General features: G+C 47.4%; 18 protein-coding genes. 8 read left to right on the top strand and 10 right to left on the bottom strand.

Annotated features, from left to right (window positions below):
- Positions 1-111 precede the first annotated feature (111 nt).
- From ytfR to yjfF, 3 genes are read left to right on the top strand one after another with little or no spacing between them, the layout of a single operon-like run.
- A complete protein-coding gene (gene ytfR / locus YWE_RS0102770; protein ID WP_029093142.1) occupies positions 112-1,620 on the top strand; it encodes a galactofuranose ABC transporter, ATP-binding protein YtfR in 1,509 nt (502 codons plus the stop codon).
- Between the two features lie 11 nt (positions 1,621-1,631).
- On the top strand, positions 1,632-2,654 hold the full coding sequence (ytfT, locus tag YWE_RS0102765; protein ID WP_029093141.1) for a galactofuranose ABC transporter, ATP-binding protein YtfT: 1,023 nt from the start codon (positions 1,632-1,634) through the stop codon (positions 2,652-2,654).
- Positions 2,647-3,666 carry a galactofuranose ABC transporter, permease protein YjfF gene (yjfF, locus tag YWE_RS0102760; protein ID WP_029093140.1) on the top strand — a complete coding sequence of 340 codons (1,020 nt, stop codon included), beginning with the start codon at positions 2,647-2,649 and terminating at the stop codon, positions 3,664-3,666. The genes ytfT and yjfF overlap by 8 nt, the downstream gene beginning before the upstream one ends.
- A 152-nt stretch (positions 3,667-3,818) precedes the next feature.
- Here yjfF and YWE_RS0102755 read toward each other — a convergent pair whose 3' ends face one another.
- A complete protein-coding gene (locus YWE_RS0102755; protein ID WP_029093139.1) occupies positions 3,819-4,862 on the bottom strand; it encodes a GMP reductase in 1,044 nt (347 codons plus the stop codon).
- Positions 4,863-5,039: 177 nt separating this feature from the next.
- On the opposite strand from YWE_RS0102755, the gene YWE_RS0102750 reads away from it, so the two are divergent.
- From YWE_RS0102750 to yacG, 4 genes are all read left to right on the top strand, one after another.
- Positions 5,040-5,921: a prepilin peptidase gene (locus YWE_RS0102750; RefSeq protein WP_029093138.1), complete on the top strand. Its 882-nt coding sequence runs from the start codon at positions 5,040-5,042 to the stop codon at positions 5,919-5,921.
- The gene (coaE, locus tag YWE_RS0102745; RefSeq protein WP_029093137.1) at positions 5,918-6,541 is read left to right on the top strand and encodes a dephospho-CoA kinase; all 624 of its coding nucleotides are present in this window, start codon (positions 5,918-5,920) and stop codon (positions 6,539-6,541) included. The genes YWE_RS0102750 and coaE overlap by 4 nt, the downstream gene beginning before the upstream one ends.
- Positions 6,538-7,290, top strand: a complete 753-nt coding sequence (gene zapD / locus YWE_RS0102740) for a cell division protein ZapD (RefSeq protein WP_029093136.1) — start codon at positions 6,538-6,540, stop codon at positions 7,288-7,290. The genes coaE and zapD overlap by 4 nt, the downstream gene beginning before the upstream one ends.
- Positions 7,291-7,364: 74 nt before the next feature.
- Complete coding sequence (gene yacG, locus YWE_RS0102735; protein ID WP_029093135.1) at positions 7,365-7,571, top strand: DNA gyrase inhibitor YacG; 207 nt, start codon at positions 7,365-7,367, stop codon at positions 7,569-7,571.
- 34 nt (positions 7,572-7,605) lie between these two features.
- Here yacG and mutT read toward each other — a convergent pair whose 3' ends face one another.
- The 3 genes from mutT to secM all read right to left on the bottom strand — a co-directional run bounded on the left by mutT (position 7,606) and on the right by secM (position 11,468).
- A complete protein-coding gene (mutT, locus tag YWE_RS0102730) occupies positions 7,606-8,016 on the bottom strand; it encodes an 8-oxo-dGTP diphosphatase MutT (RefSeq protein ID WP_029093134.1) in 411 nt (136 codons plus the stop codon).
- Between the two features lie 104 nt (positions 8,017-8,120).
- Complete coding sequence (gene secA, locus YWE_RS0102725) at positions 8,121-10,838, bottom strand: preprotein translocase subunit SecA (protein WP_029093133.1); 2,718 nt, start codon at positions 10,836-10,838, stop codon at positions 8,121-8,123.
- Between the two features lie 105 nt (positions 10,839-10,943).
- On the bottom strand, positions 10,944-11,468 hold the full coding sequence (secM, locus tag YWE_RS0102720; protein WP_029093132.1) for a secA translation cis-regulator SecM: 525 nt from the start codon (positions 11,466-11,468) through the stop codon (positions 10,944-10,946).
- Positions 11,469-11,499: 31 nt separating this feature from the next.
- Between secM and YWE_RS0102715 the strand changes: the two genes are divergently transcribed.
- A complete protein-coding gene (locus YWE_RS0102715; protein ID WP_029093131.1) occupies positions 11,500-12,021 on the top strand; it encodes a DUF721 domain-containing protein in 522 nt (173 codons plus the stop codon).
- Positions 12,022-12,037: 16 nt separating this feature from the next.
- Here the strand turns inward: YWE_RS0102715 and lpxC are convergent, their stop codons facing one another.
- From lpxC to murC, 6 genes are all read right to left on the bottom strand, one after another.
- Positions 12,038-12,955 (bottom strand): UDP-3-O-acyl-N-acetylglucosamine deacetylase, encoded by a 918-nt coding sequence (lpxC, locus tag YWE_RS0102710; protein ID WP_029093130.1) that lies wholly within the window; start codon positions 12,953-12,955, stop codon positions 12,038-12,040.
- Positions 12,956-13,060: 105 nt separating this feature from the next.
- The gene (gene ftsZ / locus YWE_RS0102705; RefSeq protein ID WP_029093129.1) at positions 13,061-14,218 is read right to left on the bottom strand and encodes a cell division protein FtsZ; all 1,158 of its coding nucleotides are present in this window, start codon (positions 14,216-14,218) and stop codon (positions 13,061-13,063) included.
- A gap of 69 nt (positions 14,219-14,287) precedes the next feature.
- Positions 14,288-15,544 (bottom strand): cell division protein FtsA, encoded by a 1,257-nt coding sequence (gene ftsA / locus YWE_RS0102700; RefSeq protein ID WP_029093128.1) that lies wholly within the window; start codon positions 15,542-15,544, stop codon positions 14,288-14,290.
- 2 nt (positions 15,545-15,546) lie between these two features.
- Entirely contained in the window at positions 15,547-16,392 is an 846-nt protein-coding gene (ftsQ, locus tag YWE_RS0102695) for a cell division protein FtsQ (RefSeq protein WP_029093127.1), read from the bottom strand.
- A gap of 1 nt (position 16,393) precedes the next feature.
- On the bottom strand, positions 16,394-17,305 hold the full coding sequence (locus YWE_RS0102690) for a D-alanine--D-alanine ligase (RefSeq protein WP_029093126.1): 912 nt from the start codon (positions 17,303-17,305) through the stop codon (positions 16,394-16,396).
- Positions 17,298-18,743 carry a UDP-N-acetylmuramate--L-alanine ligase gene (murC, locus tag YWE_RS0102685; protein WP_218046415.1) on the bottom strand — a complete coding sequence of 482 codons (1,446 nt, stop codon included), beginning with the start codon at positions 18,741-18,743 and terminating at the stop codon, positions 17,298-17,300. Before murC ends, YWE_RS0102690 begins: the two co-directional genes overlap by 8 nt.
- Positions 18,744-18,833: the final 90 nt, after the last annotated feature.

Below are 18,833 nucleotides of genomic sequence, written 5' to 3'. Positions count from 1 at the left end.
CGCTCACCCTCAGTCACAACGCCGCTATAGCTTAATGGTATAGCGGCGGTTTCATCGCCTTTCTGTAGAAAGCACATCAACCATGATGTACCAGTAAAAACAGAGGAAGCTATGACAGAGCAACATCGACCAGACAATGTTCTGCTGGATATTCAGGGAATCTGTAAATCCTTCCCCGGCGTAAGAGCGCTTCATAATGTCTCCCTCTCCATACACCACGGCGAAATCATGGCGTTGCTGGGTGAAAATGGCGCAGGAAAATCAACGCTGATAAAAGCGCTGACCGGTGTTTATCCGAAAGACAGCGGAACTATTTTTCTCGAGGGAAAAGAAGTTAATCCAACCAGCACGGCACATGCTCAATCTATCGGCATAGGTACGGTTTATCAGGAAGTTAACTTACTGCCCAATATGTCGGTAGCCGACAATCTCTTTATCGGCCGCGAGCCGACCAGGTTTGGTTTAGTTAACCGCAAAGAAATCATTCGCCGCTCACAACAAATCATGACCAGCTATGGCTTCGAACTGGATGTCACTCAGCCTCTTGGTCACTACTCGGTTGCCATGCAACAAATTGTCGCTATTGCCAGAGCGGTTGACCTGTCTGCCAAAATCCTGATCCTTGATGAGCCCACTGCCAGTCTCGATACCAATGAGGTCGAGCTGCTGTTCAGTATTATGCGCGACCTTCGTGCCCGCGGCGTTAGCCTGATTTTCATTACTCACTTTCTCGACCAGGTGTATGCGGTCACCGATCGTATTACCGTATTACGAAACGGTGAATTAGTAGGCACCCGGATTACCGCCGAGCTGCCACAAATTGAATTAGTCAAAATGATGCTGGGCAGAGAGCTTGAAGACAATGCCCTGCGCCGTGCAGGCCGAACGCTACGCAGTGATAAGCCGATAGCGGCCTTTAAGCAGTATGGTAAAAAAGGCACTATCCAGCCGTTTGATCTGTCGGTCCGCCCCGGGGAAGTTGTCGGGCTGGCTGGCCTGCTGGGCTCCGGCAGAACTGAAACAGCAGAAGTGATTTTCGGTATCAAGCCCGCAGATACTGGCCAAGTCTGGGTTAAAGGCCGGGAAGTAAAAATAAAATCAGCCCGGCAGGCGTCTGCACTTGGTTTCGGATTCTGCCCTGAAGACAGAAAAACAGAAGGTATCATTGCTGCGGCCTCCGTCAGAGAAAATATCATTCTGGCGTTACAGTCTCAGCGCGGCTGGTTACACCCCATCTCGCGTAAAGAGCAGGATGACATTGCCGAACGTTTTATCAGACAGCTGGCGATCAAAACGCCGAGCCCTGAACAGCCAATCCAATTTTTGTCCGGTGGAAATCAGCAAAAAGTATTGCTATCCCGCTGGCTGGTCACGAAGCCCCAATTTTTGATTTTGGATGAGCCAACCAGAGGCATTGACGTCGGAGCCCATGCCGAAATTATCCGCTTAATAGAAACCCTTTGTGCTGACGGATTAGCCCTATTAGTTATCTCTTCCGAACTGGAAGAGCTGATTGGCTATGCTGACAGGGTCATTATCTTGCGAGATGGTAAGCAAATAGCTGAAATTCCGGCAGAACAGTTATCTATTCCGGCCATCATGAACGCCATTGCGGCCTAAGGGGAAATAAGATGACATTACATGCCAAATCATCGGCCGAAGCCTCAAAAAAAGCCGGTTTTACGATGCCTAAAGGTTCCGCTCAGGCTATTGCACTGATCGTTATTTTGTTGGTCAATGCATTCGTTGCCAATAACTTCTTCTCAATACATCTACAGGATGGTCGCCTGTTTGGCAGCCTGATTGATATTCTCAACCGCTGTGCGCCGGTGGCAATTTTAGCGTTAGGCATGACGCTGGTGATTGCAACCGGCGGCATAGATCTTTCCGTTGGCGCGGTAATGGCTATCGCGGGTGCAACGGCCGCCAGTTTAACCATTTCAGGCTTCCCTCTGATAATTGTTCTGCTTGGTGCCATTGGAGCAGGAGCGCTATGCGGAATATGGAATGGCTTTTTGGTGGCTATCCTCAAGATACAGCCGATTGTCGCCACCCTGATGCTCATGGTTGCCGGTCGGGGAATCGCTCAGCTTATTACTGAAGGACAAATAGTCACCTTTAACGATCCGGCATTGGCCTGGATTGGCAGCGGCACATTCCTCTACTTGCCGGTACCTATCACCATTATTGTTTGCGTATTTGTTCTGCTTTGGGCCCTCACCCGTAAAACGGCCCTCGGGCTATTTATTGAATCCGCCGGAATTAATATTCGGGCCGCGAAAAACGCCGGCGTAAATACCAATATGGTGGTGATGTCGACCTATGTGATCAGCGGTATTTGCGCGGCCATTGCCGGCATTATTGTCGCGGCAGATATTCGCGGTGCCGACGCCAATAATGCCGGCCTATGGCTAGAGATGGATGCCATTCTGGCAGTTGTCATTGGTGGAGCTTCGCTGATGGGCGGAAGATTTAATCTAGCGCTGTCACTAACCGGAGCGCTGATTATTCAGGGCATGAACACCGGTATTTTGCTCTCCGGCTATCAACCACAGTGGAATCTAGTGGTGAAAGCCTTGGTGGTCTTACTGGTGCTGATACTTCAATCACCCGCCTTTATCCGCTTATTTAAAAGGAAATATGGCCATGTTTAAACGTCACTTACCGTTGATGATTACTATCGCCGTTTTTATCCTTGGCTATATGTTCTGCTTTGCCCGTTTCCCCGGTTTCGCCTCAACGAGGGTAATATGTAACATTCTGACGGATAACGCATTCCTGTGTATTGTTGCTGTAGGTATGACGTTTGTTATTTTGTCAGGTGGTATCGACCTGTCGGTAGGATCGGTTATCGCATTTACCGGGGTTTTTCTGGCTAAAATGATTGGTGACTGGGGGATTGATCCAATATTGGCCTTTGCCATTATTATGGTGATGGGCTGTTCATTCGGCGCTTTTATGGGCTGGTTGATTGATACCCTAAAGATACCCGCCTTTATTATTACCCTTGCCGGTATGTTCTTCCTGCGCGGCGTCAGCTTTCTGGTCTCGGAGCAGTCAATCCCTATCGACCATCCGCTGTATAGCAGCTTATCAAGCATTGCGTGGAAGATACCCGGCGGCGGGCGCTTTAGCTTACTGGCGGTCATTATGCTGGCGGTCGTGCTGTTTGGTATCATCCTTGCGCACAGAACCCGCTTTGGTAATAACGTCTATGCTCTTGGCGGAAACCCAACCTCGACGGAACTGATGGGAATATCAACCCGCAAAACCACTATCGGTATCTATATGTTATCTACCGGTCTGGCTACGCTGGCAGGTATTGTATTTTCATTTTATACCTCGGCGGGCTATGCGCTGGCAGGCATCGGGGTTGAACTCGACGCTATCGCAGCGGTAGTTATCGGAGGAACGCTGTTAAGTGGCGGTGTCGGTACGGTGTTTGGCACCCTGTTCGGCGTACTTATTCAGGGGCTGATTCAAACCTATATCAACTTCGACGGAACCCTAAGTTCATGGTGGACAAAAATCGTGATCGGCATTTTGTTATTTGGATTTATCGGTCTACAACGCCTGTTGACCGTTTTCTGGGCTAATCGTCAGATAGCAACAGCCCGTCGAATTTCCCCGTCCCTAACGGATATAGGGACACCAACTCCGACGTAACACAGCATTAAGGTAAAAAGTGCGCCATAAGGCGCACTTCAGACTAATAATAACCTAGTTCAATTTGGTTCTATCGTCGGTTTCGTTCGCATAATCAATACCGGAATATTTATTTTCCCTAACGACCGAAGAGCGATATTTTAAGACCAAAATTACGACTGATTAAAAACCCGATTCTCTTGCTCGGCAACCCGAATAAAGGTTGTACGCTTAGTCAGCTCTTTCAGGCGCTCGGCACCGACGTAAGTACAGGCTGAGCGCAGGCCACCAAGAATATCGCGTACCGTATGTTCAACCGGGCCACGGAAAGTCAGCTTAACGGTTTTACCTTCTGCTGCACGGTACTGAGCAACGCCACCAACATGGCGATTCATTGCCGACTCGGAGCTCATGCCGTAGAACTGCATATACTGTTTGCCGTCTTCTTCAATGATATTGCCTTCACACTCCTGATGAGCGGCCAGCATACCGCCCAGCATGACGAAATCAGCGCCGCCGCCAAAGGCTTTAGCCACATCCCCCGGAACGCTACAGCCGCCGTCACTAACGATTTGTCCGCCAAGGCCGTGAGCTGCATCAGCACATTCAATCACGGCTGAAAGCTGAGGGTAACCGACGCCGGTTTTAACCCGAGTGGTACAAACCGAGCCGGGGCCAATTCCGACTTTAACAATATCAGCACCGGACAGAACCAATTCTTCAACCATTTCACCGGTAACTACGTTACCGGCACAAATCACTTTATCCATATTGGCTTCGCGCGCTTTTTGTAAAAAGCTGACAAATTGCTCTGAGTAACCGTTTGCTACATCAATACAAATAAATTTTAGCAGAGGTGATAACTCAAGAATTTGCTTCAGTTTGACAAAATCAGCTTCCGAAGTACCGGTTGATACCATGACGTGACGCAGTACTGATTCAGGCACACGGGCAACAAACTCACGCCATTGTTCAACGGTATAATGTTTATGTACAGCCGTCAGCAAATCAAAAGAGGCCAGCGCTTCTGCCATGGTGAAGGTACCGACAGTATCCATATTGGCGGCAATAATAGGAATGCCTGACCATTGGTGGCCTGAATGTTTAAAGGTGTAAGTGCGTTCAAGTTCAACAGCTGAACGGCTTTTAAGCGTGGAACGCTTCGGACGAATCAAAACATCTTTGAAGCCTAACTTCAAATCTTCTTCAATACGCATAGTGATGGGTTTCCTGGTTTTTGGCGACGTATCGCAAATTAGCTATAAGCTGAATGTGGGCCATTTCCAGTGACGTTATCATACACATGAATAATTACTGAACAAGTCTGAGATTCACAAAAAATTTCAGCTATACTCGTACAAATTTATCTGCGATAAAGCAGATTAAGGCACAGGATGGATGCCCCGCTAATTCTTTCTCTATTCGGCGTTGTTGGTTTATTTGTCGGCAGCCTGGTAAATCTTATTTCATCCCGCTTACCGTTAATCATTTATGCCCAGTGGCGGCAGTCTTGTTATCTGTTTATCACTACCGATAACAGCTATAACCGAGCAAAACCTGAGGTTGATAAACCCGCAGAAGTGGCTTTCTTCTCCCGGCGTGGTTGTCAGCACTGCCAGCATTCGCAGTCGATATTCTCAATACTTCCAGTACTTTCATGGCTGTACTCATGGCTGTACGTTCAAGGGCGATGCCCGCACTGTAAACACGCTATATCGCCTTGTAATAGCTATATTGAACTCCTGACCGGCTTTATTTTTATGGTTATTGTCTCTTTACGGCCGGAACCTATTAATATATTGGTCATACTCAGCCTGACTGCACTATTGCTGACTGCGATAATTATTGATATCAGGCATCAGCTCTTACCGGATGCACTGACCTATACGCTAATCTGGAGCGGGCTAATCTGCGGATATCTTGAGTTGTCGGCATTAACCGTTTCTGAATCACTACTGGGCCTTATTGCTGGTTTTCTACTTCTTTGGTTACCGGCCCGATGTTTTAAATTCATAAAAGGTGTTGATGGATTAGGCCATGGAGATATTAAACTGATGGCGGGTCTAGGAGCATGGATCGGTGCATCATTACTCCCAGCCGTACTCTTTTGCGCCAGTTTAAGCGGCCTAATTTATTGGTGGTTTAAGCATCATCGTAGCGCTGATAGTCGTAGGCCAATAGCTTTTGGTCCTTTTCTCGCAGGTGCCGGGTGGCTTGCACTTCTTGGAGATCCCTTTATTATTGATCTATCACTACTATTGCAGGTGTTTGTATGAGTTATATCGTCGCGCTCACAGGCGGAATCGGCAGCGGAAAATCGACAGTTTCTGATGCATTCTCCCGATTGGGTGTCCCTGTTGTTGATGCAGACATCATCGCTCGTCAGGTGGTGAAACCGGGCACAGTCGCGCTACAACAGATAGCTCAGCACTTCGGCTCTTCCATACTTCTTGCCGACGGATCTCTGGACAGGAAAAAGCTCAGGGCCAAGATATTTAGCGATCCTGATGAAAAACAGTGGTTAAATCGCTTACTTCACCCGTTAATTCAGCAACAAACTCAACAACAAATTTCCAGCATTAAGGCACCTTATTTACTTTGGGTTGTCCCACTTTTAGTAGAAAATAATCTTTGCTGGCGGGCAAATCGGATATTAGTGGTAGATGTCAGTATAGAAACGCAATTGCGTAGAACAATGGCTCGTGACGGAACCAATCAACAGCAGGCAGAGCAGATACTTGCAGCGCAAACCTCGCGCGCAGCCCGCTTGTCATATGCCGATGATGTGCTAAATAATGACGGTTCCAGCGATGAATTAATGAATAAAATAGCGCAATTGCATCAGAAGTATCTAACCTTGGCCCATGAATTCAACAGGCAGGATTCGTCTATATGAGTGATTTATCCCAGAACATACTTTTTGAACATCCGCTTAATGAAAAGGCCCGCACTTGGCTTCGCCTTGAGTTCTTACTTCAGCAATTACAACACAATCGCTCACTCACTAATTTGACTAACACTCTCGGGTTCTTTCGGACCGTGAGTGAATTACTCGACATCATCGATCGTGGCGATGTCCGTACCGAGTTAATAAAGGAACTTGAACGTCAGCAGCAAAAATTACTGGCCTGGATTGACGTTCCCGGCGTTGACGTTGAGCGCCTGAATGCACTGCGTCATAGTATGAAAGATCAATCATCAATTCTGTTGGCGGCTCCGCGCCTGGGGCAGTCGTTAAAAGAAGACCGCTTAATCAGTATGGTACGCCAACGGTTGAGTATCCCCGGCGGGTGCTGTAGCTTTGATTTACCTATTTTGCATATGTGGTTACATAATCCGAAGCTGGTGCGCGATGAGCAAGTTTCAGAATGGATTGGCACCATGATGCCGTTAAACAATGCGTTGAATACCTGTCTCAGCTTGATTCGCCAGTCCGGTAACTATCAAAAACAGACTAGCGCCAACGGTTTTTATCAGGATAATGCCGAAGACAGTGATATTTTACGCATCAGAGTTGATTCAGCCTACCAACTGTATCCTCAAGTTTCAGGCCATAAAACCCGTTTTGCCATCAGGTTTATGCCATTTGACAGTGAACAAGGGGAAACCCCCGATCGCTTTACCTTTGAGATCGCCTGCTGCTAATCACTGAGCAAGCTCGGTAGGCGTTAACCGTCAGCTTATAGCCTGACATGCAACAATTTTGTTTGGAGAGTTAGATGAGTACCAGTCCGATTGAAGTCAATTGCCCTACCTGCGGTAAAACTGTTATTTGGGGAGAGCAGAGCCCCTATCGGCCTTTTTGCTGCAAACGTTGTCAGCTAATTGACTTAGGCGAGTGGGCTGATGAAGAAAAACGTATTCCGAGTGCAACAGAGCTGTCTGACAGCGATGACTGGAGTGAAGAAGACCCGAAGCTACAGTAACCCGGTCTCCCTCCCTAAGAGCCGCATAGCGCGATTATTCCGCCTGTGCGGCTTGACGTTTTAACAGAGCGATTATCGGCCGATTGGCTTCAGGGAACTGGTCGACATCTAACTGAGATATATTTACCCATCGGGATAGCTGCCCCTCACATCCTTTTGGTTCCCCTTGCCAGTCATCAACCATAAAAAAATGAAGTTTAAGCTGTCGATCAGGATAATCGTACTCTAAGGTGGTTAACAATTCAGAACGGGCCACGCTGATGCCGACTTCTTCATTCAGTTCCCGATGCAACGCCTGTTGTGGACTCTCCCCTAAAGCCGTTTCGACTTTGCCGCCGGGAAACTCCCAGAAGTCAGCCAGATGGCTTCCCTTTTGTCTCTGAGTAATAAAGATATTCCGCTCTGAATTAATAATAATACCAACGGCAATTTCTATACGTTTAATACTCATATCTGCGCTCACTTAATTAAAATAATCATCTTATGGTTGATAAAGTAAGAGCGCCATCAGGCGCTCTTATCAATCAGTTCAGACTAACACCGCTACGACTATTGTAACTGGCCGTGGCACTGCTTGTATTTCTTACCTGAACCACAAGGGCAAGGATCGTTGCGACCAATTTTACGTTCACCGCGAACCACAGTACCGCCGCTGGCTGGCTCTTCGGCTAGCGCGTTTTCAGCTTCCTGATGGCTCAACTGCTGCTGGCTGGCTAAACGCTCTGCCTCTTCACGACGTTGTTGCTCAATGGCTTCAACTTCTTCAGGCATACGAACCTGGACTTTACTCAGCACGCTGATGACTTCATATTTTAACGCTTCCAGCATGCTGGCAAACATTGAGAAGGATTCACGCTTGTACTCTTGCTTAGGATCTTTCTGCGCATAGCCGCGCAGATGAATACCCTGACGCAAGTAGTCCATCGCTGCCAGATGCTCTTTCCACAAGGTGTCCAGCGTTTGCAACATAACGCCTTTCTCAAAGTTGCGCATCATCTCTTCGCCAACAACTTCTTCTTTCAGTTTATAAACTTTGATCGACTCTTCCAGAATACGCTCACGCAGCGTTTCTTCATGTAATTCTGGCTCTTTATCCAGCCATTCAGCAATAGGAAGATCAAGATCAAAATCATTTTTCAAACGGCTTTCTAAGCCCGGCACATCCCACATTTCTTCCAGAGACTGAGGTGGAATGTAATTATCGATAACCGTGCTGAATACATCACCACGGATGCTGTTGATAGTTTCACTAACGTCGCCACCGTCCAGCAATTCATTACGCTGGGCATAGATTGCACGGCGTTGATCGTTTGCCACATCATCGAAGTCCAGCAGTTGCTTACGAATATCAAAGTTACGGCTTTCAACTTTACGCTGCGCGTTAGCAATAGCTTTAGTCACCCATGGATGCTCAATGGCTTCGCCCGGTTTCATGCCCAGTTTACGCATCATTCCTGCAACGCGATCTGAGGCGAATATACGCATCAGCGCATCTTCCATTGACAGGTAGAAACGGGAAGAACCGGCATCACCCTGACGGCCAGAACGACCACGAAGCTGATTATCGATACGGCGCGATTCATGGCGCTCAGTACCAATAATATGTAAACCACCGGCAGCCAGCACGCGGTCATGACGAACTTGCCATGCGGCTTTAATTTCGGCGATTTGCTCTTCGGTTGGGTTGTCGATTTCAGCAAGCTCAGACTGCCAGCTACCGCCTAATACGATATCTGTACCACGACCAGCCATGTTAGTCGCAATGGTTACTGCGCTTTCCTGACCGGCGTTAGCAACGATGTCCGCTTCTTTTTCGTGGAACTTCGCGTTCAGTACTTTATGCTCAATACCGGCCTTGGTCAGCTCACGGGAAACAACTTCAGATTTTTCAATCGAAATCGTACCCACCAGAATTGGCTGGCCTTTAGTGCTACGCTCTTTGATATCTTCAATGATGGCATCGATTTTTTCTTGCTCAGTCATATAGACTAAGTCAGGCATATCGTTACGAATCATCGGGCGGTTAGTTGGAACAACGATGGTATCCAGCTTGTAGATCTGACGGAATTCGAAAGCTTCGGTATCCGCAGTACCGGTCATACCGGCCAGCTTTTCATATAGACGGAAGTAGTTCTGGAAAGTGATAGAAGCCAGAGTCTGATTTTCATTCTGGATTTCAACGCCTTCTTTCGCTTCAACCGCTTGGTGTAAACCATCGGACCAGCGGCGACCTTCCATCGTACGGCCAGTATGCTCATCAACGATGATAACTTCACCATCTTTAACGATGTAGTCAACGTCGCGGGTAAACAGCGCGTGGGCACGCAGGGCTGCGGTAACGTGATGCATCAGTGCAATGTTGGTCGGAGAATACAGTGATTCCCCCTCTTCCATCATACCGGCGTCCATTAGCAGCTCTTCAACCAATATTAAACCACGTTCCGTAATATTGACCTGACGAGACTTTTCATCAACGGAAAAGTGACCTTCACCTTCGAAGGTGTCTGAATCTTCCTTTTCCTGACGCAGTAAGTGAGGAATAATTTTATTCACTTTCTTATACAGCTCAGAGCTGTCTTCTGCCGGACCGGAGATAATCAGTGGAGTACGGGCTTCATCGATTAAAATGGAGTCAACCTCATCCACCAACGCATAGTACAGTTTACGTTGAACGCGTTCTTCAGGGCTGAAAGCCATGTTGTCACGCAGGTAGTCAAAGCCGAATTCATTATTGGTGCCGTAAGTAATATCAGCGGCATAAGCCTCACGCTTAGCCGGAGGCGGCATGCCCGGTAAGTTGATACCTACTGATAACCCTAAAAACTCAAACAGAGGGCGGTTGTTTTCCGCATCGCGTCGGGCTAAGTAGTCATTCACCGTAACAACATGCACACCGCGGCCAGAAATCGCATTCAGATAGGCTGGCAGAGTCGCGGTGAGGGTTTTACCTTCACCGGTACGCATTTCTGCGATACAGCGGTCATTCAACACCATGCCGCCGATCATCTGAACGTCAAAGTGACGCATACCGAATACGCGCTTACTGGCTTCACGGACTACGGCAAAAGCCTCAGGAATAAGCGCCTCTAACGATTCGCCTTTTTCAATACGCTCACGAAACTCAATGGTTTTTGCTTTTAGCTCATCGTCAGACAGCGCTTCAAATGCAGGCTCAAGGCGATTGATGGTTTCTACATTTTTACGCATACGGCGTAGGGTTCGGTCATTACGGCTACCGAAAATTTTTGTCATTAACTTAGTTAGCATACGTCTAAATATCTCTTTAGTACTGCCAATCCGCAGTAGGAATTCAAAGAAAAAAATAAGGAAACTGCTCAGGTAGCCGAAAGTAAAGCGAATGGCTACGCAAGATTAGGCGTTGGCAGAAGGCCCTGCGCGGATACCTTGAACTTTGGCCAGCCAAAGCCCAACGGTGGGTTGAATAAAGCTAGAATCAATCTGTACCAGCAGAGATACTACGGCAGGTACTTTTAAATTTGTAGAAAAGAGTATCGATAGTGAATCTAATAGCGCAAGATGGCTAACCAGAATCTTACCGTCTTCTTCATTATTCTTTATAGTGTCGAGTGCTGGCTCATCCTGAGGAAAAGCCACCACTAAACGGGTAAGATAGTTACGAATAGCAAATTGTTGCCACGGATTAAGATTTTGCAACGGACGGTTGCTGATTTGACTCAGTAAAACCAGTTGCCCAACGCCGGGAACCGCTGAATTAATGCGGTTAATATTTAACGCCGCCGTTGATAATGAAATCTGCTGAGGTAAACCGTTAAGATTTGAAGGCGCACCGATACTTGCCGCAACAACCCCTAATAAGAGGTGCGGCCAAAAATAACGCCTACCAAATTGTCGCCAACGATTTAAAATGCCCATTATCAACTAATTCTTATCTGCCGGAATCTTATTTATGCGCGATAGTCGCCCAGTATTATTAGATACGCTATTTGACGATGCAGACTTACTGCGTAACGTGCAGCAACGTGCAATAGCTCTGTTAAAACTTAACAAGGCGGTTAAGGCCCTTCTTCCTAAGCAACTACACGGCTATTGCCGGGTTGCTAACTATCGTCAAGGCGTTTTAGTCCTTGAGGTTGCTAACGCAAGCTGGTTAGTTCGACTACGTTATGAACAACCGATGCTTTTAAGTGCGCTCAGAACTGAAATATTACCATCTTTAGCCTCAATCGACATAAAGATTAATCCTAAGCTGACGATAAATAATCAAACCGCCGCAGATTTAGTCCGCAGTTATACACCTAACGCATCTAAAGATGATACGCCTATGCGCAAACTTAGTGAACAAAGCGCAGAACAATTAAGGGATTTAGCGGCGAGATGCCAAGGGAAACTTAAGGAAAAATTAGAACGACTGGCTGCACTGGCCGGAGAGAGAGTTACCAGCACAGCGAGTCGTAATAAAAAGCCGTAAACTTAATAAGTTAAGATTAAGCTAATACGGTTCTTGAAGTTTTGAATGCCAGTGGCATTTCAGCTTCATCTTCGTAGGTCACGTATTCCCAAGCTTCTTGCTGGGCTAATACGGCCTGTAATAACTTGTTGTTCAGTGCATGACCAGATTTAAACGCAGTGAATGCGCCAATAATGTTATGACCACACATAAACAAGTCACCAATTGCATCCAACATTTTGTGTCGAACGAACTCGTCCTGGAAACGTAAACCGTCTTCGTTTAGTACACGATAATCGTCTACTACGATAGCACAGTCGAAACTTCCGCCCAGACACAGTCCTTTAGACTGTAGATACTCGATATCACGCATAAATCCGAAAGTACGAGCACGACTAATTTGGCGAACAAACGCATCTGCAGAGAAATCCATGCGGTAGCGTTGTGAACCAGAATCAATCGCCGGATGATTGAAATCGATAGTAAAGTCTAAGCTAAAACCGTTATACGGAGTCAGTTCAGCCCATTTGTCACCGTCTTCAACGCGAACTGGCTTAGTGATACGCAGGAATTTCTTCGCTACGTTCAACTCTTCAATTCCGCCGTCTAAGAGCAGGTAGACGAAAGGTGCCGCACTGCCATCCATAATCGGAATTTCAGGTGCGTCAACTTCAATAATAATGTTGTCGATGCCTAATCCTGCTAATGCAGCATTAAGGTGTTCCACGGTAGAAATACGTACGTCATCTTCGTTTACCAAACAGGTACAAAGCATGGTATCACGCACGGATTTTGCATCTGCCGGAAAATCAACCGGTGGATTCAAGTCAGTACGACGATAGATGACACCAGTATTCGCCGCAGCAGGGCGCAGAGTCAGGCTAACCTTGCGTCCGGTATGTAAACCGACGCCAGTTGCTTGAATTATGCGTTTTAGTGTCCGCTGTTTAATCATCGTATTATCTCGCAATATTGAACCATCTTGCCATAGCTTACACCATGACCTCCGCGATAGTTTAGCATAAAGAGCGGAGAATCAAAATCATTCAGTCTATTCGGCTTAATCGGCCTGCTTACGCAAGAATGCCGGAATATCTAAATAATCGGGTTCTTTGTTTACCGGTGAACCTTGGTCGTTCACAACTTTCGCTGCCGCTGGCTTCGCTTCCTGCTGTTGCAGTGGGGCTAAACCATGTTGAGCATAACGATGATCGACTGGTTGAGACGCCGGAGACTTAGAAACTAAAGTAATTTCCGGACGCTTATCCATACCGATACCGGTAGCAACAACGGTAACGCGCAGCTCATCACTCATTTCCGGATCTAATGATGTACCGATAACAACGGTGGCATTATCAGAGGCGAAAGCACGGATGGTATTACCTACGGTTTCAAATTCGTCTAAACGAAGATCGAAACCGGCGGTGATGTTGACTAAGACACCACGAGCGCCAGAAAGGTCAATATCTTCCAGTAATGGGCTAGAAATAGCCATTTCAGCCGCTTCTTCCGCCCGATCTTCGCCGCGAGCAATACCGGATCCCATCATGGCATAACCCATTTCAGACATCACAGTACGTACGTCAGCAAAGTCAACGTTCATCAAGCCTGGACGTGTAATCAGTTCGGCAATACCTTGTACCGCACCTTTTAGTACATCGTTAGCCGCACCGAATGCATCAAGCAAAGAGATACCACGGCCCAGAACTTTCAGCAGCTTGTCGTTTGGAATAGTAATCAGTGAGTCAACGTGCTTAGAAAGCTCGGCAATGCCTTGCTCTGCAAACGTCATTCGCTTCTTACCTTCAAAGTTAAATGGCTTGGTCACCACGGCTACGGTCAAAATGCCTAATTCTTTAGCCACTTCAGCCACAACGGGTGCAGCACCAGTACCTGTTCCACCGCCCATACCCGCAGCGATAAACACCATATCAGCGCCTTCAAGGGCAGCACGCAGTGCTTCACGGTCTTCTTCCGCAGAATTACGACCGACTTCCGGGTTTGCACCCGCACCCAAACCTTTTGTTACGCCACTACCGATCTGAATAGTTTGGCCAACGGCTGTTTTACGCAGTGCCTGAGCATCGGTATTGATGGCAAAGAATTCTACGCCTTCAATATGCTCACGGACCATGTGTTCTACAGCGTTACCGCCACCGCCACCGACGCCGATGACTTTAATCACCGCATCATTGGTTAGCTCCATAGGTTCAAACATAATCTCTCTCTCCGTTTTGACTCTTACGCAATAAATTATCGCTTAAAATGAGATAATTGCATCACTGTATTAAAATTCTTTACGTAACCAGCCGGTCAATCTTTTAAACCAGCTACGTACAGATGTTCTTTTTTCTACTTCAGCCTCACCTCTGAGATGAGACTCTTTACCGTAGTGCAATAAACCTACTGCTGTAGAGTAGTAAGGTTCTTGCGCATAATCCGTTAGTCCAGTGATATTCAGCGGCTGTCCGATACGCACCTGCGTGTGGAATACACGTTGTGCACATTCGGCCAGACCATCGATTTGAGCAGCACCGCCGGTTAACACAACGCCGGCAGCTAAATGGTGCTTCACGCCCTGTTGGCGCAACTGTTCCTGAACCTGCAAAATTTCGTCATTTACTAAATTTAGTAATTCGGTATATCGTGGCTCAATAACATCGGCCAACGTCTGTCGTTGTAAACTACGCGGTGGTCTGCCACCTACGCTAGGTACTTCAACATTTTCATCTTTACTGACAATCGAGCCCAGTGCACAACCGTGTCTTACTTTTATGGCTTCAGCATCAGTTGGCGGCGTACCAAACGCATACGCGATATCACTGGTTACAACATTACCAGCATAAGGAATAACCTTAGTATGACGTAGTGCGCCTCCGGTATAAATAGCAATATCCATTGTACCGCCACCAATATCGATTACACAGACGCCTAACTCGCGCTCATCTTCGGTCAACACAGCATAACTAGCGGCTAATCCAGCAAAAATAAGCTGATCAACCTTCAAACCACAGCGTTCGACTGCTTTAACAATGTTTTTTGCCATATCGTTATGGCAGGTAATCAAATGAACTTTTGCCTGCATCCGTACGCCAGAAAGACCAACCGGATTTTTAATACCTTCCTGATAGTCGATAGCATATTCCTGAGGAATAACGTGCAGAATCCGGTGTTCATCACGGACCCGTACTGACTTAGCGGTATGCACAACGCTTTCAACATCTTCCAAAGTAACTTCTTCTTCTGAAATCGGCACCATGCCGATTTCGTTCTGACAGCTAATGTGTTTGCCAGACAGAGCTAAGTAAACTGATGCAATCTGGCAGTCAGCCATCAACTCAGCCTGATCGATAGCTCTTTGGACAGATTTAACCACCGACTCTAAATCGTTAACGCCGCCCTTATCCATTCCTCGGGATGGACAACTGCCAACGCCAATAATATTAATCATCCCATCAGGCAACACTTCACCAACCAGTGCAGCAACTTTTGCTGTACCAATCTCGAGTCCAACTACCAGCTTTCTGTCTGTCGACTTGATCATTATTAATTTGCCTGACTTTGTGGTTTAACCCAGTCAGACAAAACTGCCTGACCCTGCCCTTCTGGTTCAATAAATGCGGGTGCCCAACTGACTGCGGCACCGGTGTCGTAACGCATATCAATAGAACTAATACGCTTGTCTGCCGGAGCCTGTTGTTGAAGCACCGGATAGAGTGAAATAAACCGCTCTAACCGCTTCGCTCTATTCTCTCGCCCTAGCTCGATACGAACATCGTTATCTAAAACTAATTGCCATGACCGTCTTTCACTCATTGCGGCCGTTTTCAATTTAAACTTGGCGGCAGCCAGCGCCTGATTCATGGCATTGAATCCTTCTAACACCTCTTTTTCACCGCCTTCGGGGCCGTAAAGCAGAGGAAGAGTCTTATCGCTGACTCTCTCAGCCGGAACGCTAAATGCATTCCCGTCTTTATCCATCAACTGCAAATCATTCCAGCGGGCATATGGCACATATTCAACAATGTGAATCTTTAGCTCATTTGGCCACTGTTTGCGTACGCTGGCCTGCTTAATCCACCGGAGATGAAGAATCTGCTGTTGCAAAACATCAACATCTTGGGTCATAAACGTTCCCGGAGGACCGGAAGACAACACCGCCTGACGAATATCATCATCAGTCGTAATATGTCGCTCACCGGTCACCACTAAACGAGAAAGCGGCAGGCGTTGAGCATCATTCATCCAGTTAACAACCGCCCAGCATCCCCATGCGATAGTTCCTAGAACCATCAATAAAAAGATGATGCCGACTAGCTGTGTGCCGTTATTACGACCAGAACTTCTTTTATCATTCTCTTCGCGAACGTTTCGTCTTGCCGCTTGGGACATATCAGTCAGCCAACGCCAAAATCTTAACCACTAACTGAGAGAAGCTCAGACCGGACTGACGGGCAGCCATCGGCACTAAACTGTGCGTTGTCATTCCCGGTGCGGTATTCACTTCCAGTAAGTAGAACTGACCATCGCTGTCCATCATGACGTCTACACGCCCCCATCCTTGGCAACCAACGGCCTGATAGGCCGATAAAGCTAATGCTCTGATCTGTGCTTCTTGCTCATCGCTCAAACCGCTCGGGCAGAAATATTCAGTTTCATCCGATAAATATTTAGCCTGATAGTCATAAAATACGCCGGCAGGCTGAATGCGGATTGAAGGTAAAACCTCATCGCCCAAAATAGCTACCGTAAACTCGGGGCCGCTCAGCCATTTTTCGACTAATACACAGGTATCGTGTTTAAATGCTTCTTGTAATGCCGGCAGCAGTTCTTCAGCGGCATTTACCTTGCTCATACCAACGCTGGAACCTTCATTACTTGGTTTAACAATCAACGGTAAACCTAAGCGCTGGATAACATCGTCAGCGTTGAACTGAGCCAGTTGGTCGCAATTTAACGCGATATAAGGTGATACCGCTAAGTTAGAACCCTGCCATAGCAATTTAGTTCTCAACTTATCCATTGTTAATGCAGAAGCCATCACGCCACTGCCGGTATAAGGTAAATTTAGGAATTCAAGTACGCCCTGCAGAGTTCCGTCTTCACCACCACGCCCGTGTAACGCGATAAATACCTTATTATATCCATCAGCTTTTAACTGAGTGACCGCATAGCTCTTCGGATCGATAGGATGAGCATCAACGCCAGCTTCACGTAACCCCGCTAAAACGGCAGCACCGGATTTAAGTGATACTTCACGCTCTGCCGATGTTCCCCCAAGGAGTACCGCTACTTTTTCAGCCATGATTTCCCTCATTAGAATTTGTTGCTTGTTTAGTTGTTGCACATAACTGTAGTTCGGCCAGACGACGGGCAACCCGCCCAATATTACCTGCACCCTGAGTCAGAAGGAGATCTCCCCCCTGAAGCACCTGCTGTAACATCTCAGGCAATGCCTCGACGTCAGGCACAAAAATCGGATCTAATTTTCCACGGCCACGAATAGTGCGGCAAAGCGAACGACTGTCTGCACCCGGAATCGGTGACTCTCCGGCAGAATAGACATCCAGCATAAACAGCACATCAACCTGTGACAGTACATGCGCAAAATCATCGTATAAATCGCGGGTACGCGAGTAACGATGAGGCTGGAAAATCATCACCAACCGACGCTCGCTCCATCCGGCTCTCGCAGCCTTGATGGTGACATCGACTTCGCTCGGGTGATGGCCGTAGTCATCGACAAACATAACGTCGCCGCCGTCAGCACGCTCGAAATTGCCCAAAAAGTCAAAGCGGCGTCCGGTGCCCTGAAATTTAGCCAGAGCCTGAACAATGGCATCATCACAAATGCCCTCTTCCGTTGCCGTTGCTACCGCAGCGGCTGCATTCAGAGCATTGTGTCTACCCGGCGCATTCAGCATCACCCGCAGTTCACTCTTATCCTGACGGCACAGGGTAAAGCTGCCCTGAGAGCGATTTTGCTCATAATCTTTAATACGCACATCAGCGTCATCGCTGAATCCATACGTAATCACCTGACGACCAACCCGCGGAATTAACTCTCTTACCACAGGGTCGTCAATACACATTACTGCACGACCGTAAAACGGCAGGTTATGCAGGAAGTTAATAAATGTCTGTTTCAGATTCTCAAAATCGCCCTGATACGTTTCCATATGGTCAGGTTCGATATTCGTCACAATGGCGACCATCGGCTGTAAGTGCAGGAATGAAGCATCGCTTTCATCCGCTTCCGCAATCAAATAGCGGCTGCAGCCTAGTGCAGCATGAGTGCCTGCTGCCTTAACTAATCCACCGTTGACAAAGGTCGGATCCAGTCCGGCCTCGGCATAAATACCCGTCACTAATGCCGTTGTGGTGGTCTTGCCATGGGTACCTGCAATTGCAATACCATGACGAAAACGCATCAATTCCGCCAACATTTCAGCCCGGCGAATAACCGGAATTCGGGCTTCACGAGCGGCCACCACCTCAGCGTTATCCGCCGGAATTGCCGTTGATACCACAACGACGCTGGCACCCTGAACGTTTTCAGAACGGTGATTAAAGTAAATTTGAGCGCCCAAATCGCTTAACTGTTGCGTGACAGCATTCGGTGCCAAATCGGATCCGCTAATTTGATATCCTTCATTGGCCAACACTTCAGCGATTCCGCCCATACCTGCTCCGCCGATACCGACAAAGTGGATGTGCCGGACACGGCGCATTTCTGGCACCATGGTCCGAAGTTTCGCTAACTGTTGTGTATTTACATGCTTATTCACGGTTTTCTATCGACTCTTTTGTATTAATAATTCAGAACCACTAAG

It is taken from the genome of Budvicia aquatica DSM 5075 = ATCC 35567, assembly GCF_000427805.1.
Taxonomy (GTDB): Bacteria; Pseudomonadota; Gammaproteobacteria; order Enterobacterales; family Enterobacteriaceae; genus Budvicia; species Budvicia aquatica.
Note: the sequence above shows the minus strand (reverse complement) of the source record. Positions and strands in the feature narration are given on the sequence as shown.